This window comes from Streptomyces sp. NPDC029014, assembly GCF_055564695.1.
In genome coordinates, this window is record NZ_JBVHVT010000190.1 from 1 (window position 1) to 3,383 (window position 3,383).

The window sequence follows — 3,383 nt, forward strand, 5'->3', positions numbered from 1 at the left end:
GGGGGACCCTGTGGGAGAGTAGGACGCCGCCGAACAATTATTGCGGGAAGCCCCGCACCAGCCCTTAGGGGCTCGGTGCGGGGCTTTTCTGCGTTTACCGGCAGACAGGGGGCCCGCTCGGTATCCTGGCCGCGTTCCCCGGAGGAGTCGATGACAGCACAGCACGTGGAAGACGGCGGCCCGCTCGTCCCCCAGCCGGCCATGACGCGGGAAGCGTTGCGGGACGCCGTACGACGGATCGACATGGCGAGCCTCGTCGTGCTCGACCGAGAGTGCAACGAGGCCTTCGACCGGGCGGCCGAGACAGGGGCGATCAACCCCCTGCGGTTCTTCCTCATCAAGTGGGCCACCCATGTCGCGATCCACCGCTGGCCGGCGCGTGCCGCGGCCCTCCGCGAAGCAGAACGCATCGCGGGCGACCCCGCCTCCACGGAGCAGGAGTTCCAGGCCGCGATGGCGACCAGCAGCCGCATCCTCGCCGAGGCGCAGCAGGAAATCGGTCTGTGAGCCCGCGGGGCGAAGGCGTCGAGAGCGACAACGGGTGGGCGTGGGAGTGCGACCCCAGCCGGGTGTGGGTCCTGGGGGACATGCCGTCCGCGCAGCGGGGACTCGTGGGCGCCGTCATGGACGGGCTGGTGGATCTGGCGTCCATGGGCATCGACCCCAAAGACGGCAGCCTGCGCGAGGACCCGAACCCGATGCGGCTGCGTACGTACGAGGACGAGCACCTGATGCTCTGGTACCAGACCATCCCGCACCGCAGCCGCGTCTACCTCAAGCGCGTCAACCTCTGACCGACCGAAGCCCGAGCCCCGATGCCCGCTGCGGCTCCCACGGCCAGGCGCTCCTGAACGACCAGGCGCTCCTGAACCGTCTGGGAAGGCGAGCGGCCGGCGGATGACGAGACCGCCGGCCAGGTCTTCGACGACCTGTACGACCGCTACGTCGACGGCGAGTCGGAGCAGCCTCCGTCCGAACGCATAGCGGCCTACGTCGCAGCACTTCTCGACCGGTGGTGCGACATCACCGAAGACGACGAGGACACCTCGCCCTGGTCCACGGGCCCGCTGATTTGCGAGGCCAGTGGTCCGCTGATCTACTTTCCGATGCGGTGGAGCATGGCCGAGAAGGCGTCGGTCCACGCGGCAGCCGTCGCCGAGTGCATGGGGTTGGTCTGTTTCGACGTGCAGCAGGACCGCCTCAGGCCTTGAGCCGATTCGTCAACCGGCGGTTGCGGCTCCCAGCCGCTGTGCCGGGCGGCGGGGGAGGCTGTTCGGCTGGCCCCACGCACCGCCGCCCGGCCCGCGGACGCTCCCAACCGATCGACGAGGGAGGCTCGGGTGCCCGAGCTCTGGGCGGGGACGGATACCGGCAAGCTCAGCGGTTACGTCCGCACGTGGAGCGGTCGTGGGACGGGCTGGACGATCTCGGTGTCGTTCTGTTCCGGCTGGAAGGTTTCAGCTTCGCGAATGCTGCACCACCTGATGAGGTCTCCGGCGTCCCTTCGCCTACCTCGCTGTGGTCAAGGTTTCGGCGTGCTATGGGCATGACATCAGCCACCGGGTAGGCACCCTCGACGCTAGACAGCGGTCATGGGGAATCGGCCACCTTCGCGGGTCCGGCATTGCAGAAGCTGGTTGAGCCGGACACGCCGCCCCGGCACACTCGCACGATGAGCCAGAGGGTCTGGGCAGGAAGCGGCGAGGCTCTCGGCGGCCGCTACTTCTGGGTCTCGGACGGCCTGATCGTTCGGGATCCCGGTATCGACAGCATGAGTCAGGTGATAGCCGGACTGATCGAGACCGATGAGTTCTCCACGGTCTTCCAGCGGCTCGAGGACGACTGACGGCCACGCCAGGCTTCCAGCACACCGAGGGGTTGCTGGCTGCTGTGGCGGGGCTGCACCGCGCTGGATCGAGGTGAAGCCCGGCAGGACCGGAGAGGCGGAGCCCGCGGCCGACCTCGACCTGACTGACGGCGGCCCGATTCAGCATGGCCTGCATCGGGGTGGGCTGGCTTCATGGCCGGCAGGCGCTTGTGACGAGGCCAGCGAGCACAGGGGTGTCGGCGTACAAGTGAACGTGCCTCGTACGAATGAGAGTGCGCCGTTGTTGATGCACTGAGGGAGGGGCTGGTGCCAGGAGTCTGCTGTCGTCTGTCGCTGGCCACTACGACTGCCGACGACACGCCACGGAGACCGCATCTACCTGTGCGGCCGCCGTCCGTGGCCGGCGGCCCAGTGGGCACTGCGAGCTGCCGACGAGCCTCTGAGGGTGGCGAACTCTTTCGGCCCCTGCACGAGTCGGCATGCGCCAGTGTCCTGGTCGACGAGGATTGGCCAGTTTCCGCCAACCCGGATCTGACGCCCTTCCTCGGAGTACGCCGACAAAGGGTGTGGCTGGTGGAGGTCCGGCGCCCTCGCCGGTGGGCAGACCGGCCCAGTGCGTCTCGTCGACGACGCGGGCACCGCGGCCGACGGCTCGGGGATGGGCGGCCGGCAGGGGGCGGACCCTGCGGGCGCCCACCGAGTAGTACCGAGTAGCGGTTGCCGTCGAAGGCGACCAGGCAATCCTTGACCTCTGTCGCAGCTGCCGCGGCGGCAGGAGCTTGAGAACCCCGTGATCCTCGGCCGCCCGTTCACCGATGACCTCGCGGCACCCGAGCCGCGACGGACGAGCAGGAGCGGCCTGACAGGACGTGGTCGCGGACGATCAGCGCCAGGTGCTCGCCCCTGGCCTTACCGGTGGGCCGGTCGGCGGCCAGGGCGTCGATGTGAAGGCGTAGTGGCCGGCGAAGCCGGCCGCTCGCCGGGTGCGACGTGGCGGCGGACGGCGGTCGCGGCCGGTCGCAGGCGATCGTCGTCGGAGCCCCGCCGAAGTGGGCGAAGGCCGGGCGCCAGGCATGGCCTCGCAACCCGCGGTGCGGCATGCCGGCCACGGCCTGGCGGCTGGTCCCGTTGCCCGAAGGCGCTCTGTAGCCGGCTGGCCAGCGCCCCAGGAGTCGCGGGCTGCCTGGGGCTGGTGGGGGTGGTGTGGCGGCCGTTGACACCCACTGGGGCAGGTTGTAGGATGTAGCGGTTGCCTGGAACGGAAGAGTTCGGCGACAACCCACAGCAAGATCCTCACACCCGGTGAATCTGATTCCTCGGGCGTGCAGTCGACTCTTCGGTCAGGAATCCGAAGCCGGGAAATCCGGTGGAAAATCTCTGATAGAGTCGGTCTCGCCGGAAAGGGAAACGCGAAAGCGAGGCCCTGGAAAGCGAAACCCGCTTCGACCGGGAATCGGACACGAAAGAGTCTGATAGAGTCGGAAACGAAGAACGAAAGCCCGGAGGAAAGCCCGAGAGGGTGAGTACAAAGGAAGCGTCCGTTCCTTGAGAACTC

At 68.5% G+C, this 3,383-nt stretch carries 3 protein-coding genes; all 3 read left to right on the forward strand.

All coding sequences use genetic code 11. The features are described from left to right. Window positions 1-150 precede the first annotated feature (150 nt). The 3 genes from ACZ4VL_RS40245 (at window position 151) to ACZ4VL_RS40255 (ending at window position 1,846) form a co-directional block, all read left to right on the forward strand. Window positions 151-507 (forward strand): hypothetical protein, encoded by a 357-nt coding sequence (locus ACZ4VL_RS40245; protein WP_468210898.1) that lies wholly within the window; start codon window positions 151-153, stop codon window positions 505-507. Next, the gene (locus tag ACZ4VL_RS40250) at window positions 504-794 is read left to right on the forward strand and encodes a hypothetical protein (protein ID WP_468210901.1); all 291 of its coding nucleotides are present in this window, start codon (window positions 504-506) and stop codon (window positions 792-794) included. The genes ACZ4VL_RS40245 and ACZ4VL_RS40250 overlap by 4 nt, the downstream gene beginning before the upstream one ends. Before the next feature lie 878 nt (window positions 795-1,672). Further along, complete coding sequence (locus ACZ4VL_RS40255; RefSeq protein ID WP_468210904.1) at window positions 1,673-1,846, forward strand: hypothetical protein; 174 nt, start codon at window positions 1,673-1,675, stop codon at window positions 1,844-1,846. Window positions 1,847-3,383 lie beyond the last annotated feature (1,537 nt).

Excerpts from the sequence above, each read along its gene's own strand:
- ACZ4VL_RS40245 (WP_468210898.1), top strand. The coding sequence starts at position 151 with ATGACAGCACAGCACGTGGAAGACGGCGGCCCGCTCGTCCCCCAGCCG.
- ACZ4VL_RS40255 (WP_468210904.1), top strand. The coding sequence starts at position 1,673 with ATGAGCCAGAGGGTCTGGGCAGGAAGCGGCGAGGCTCTCGGCGGCCGC.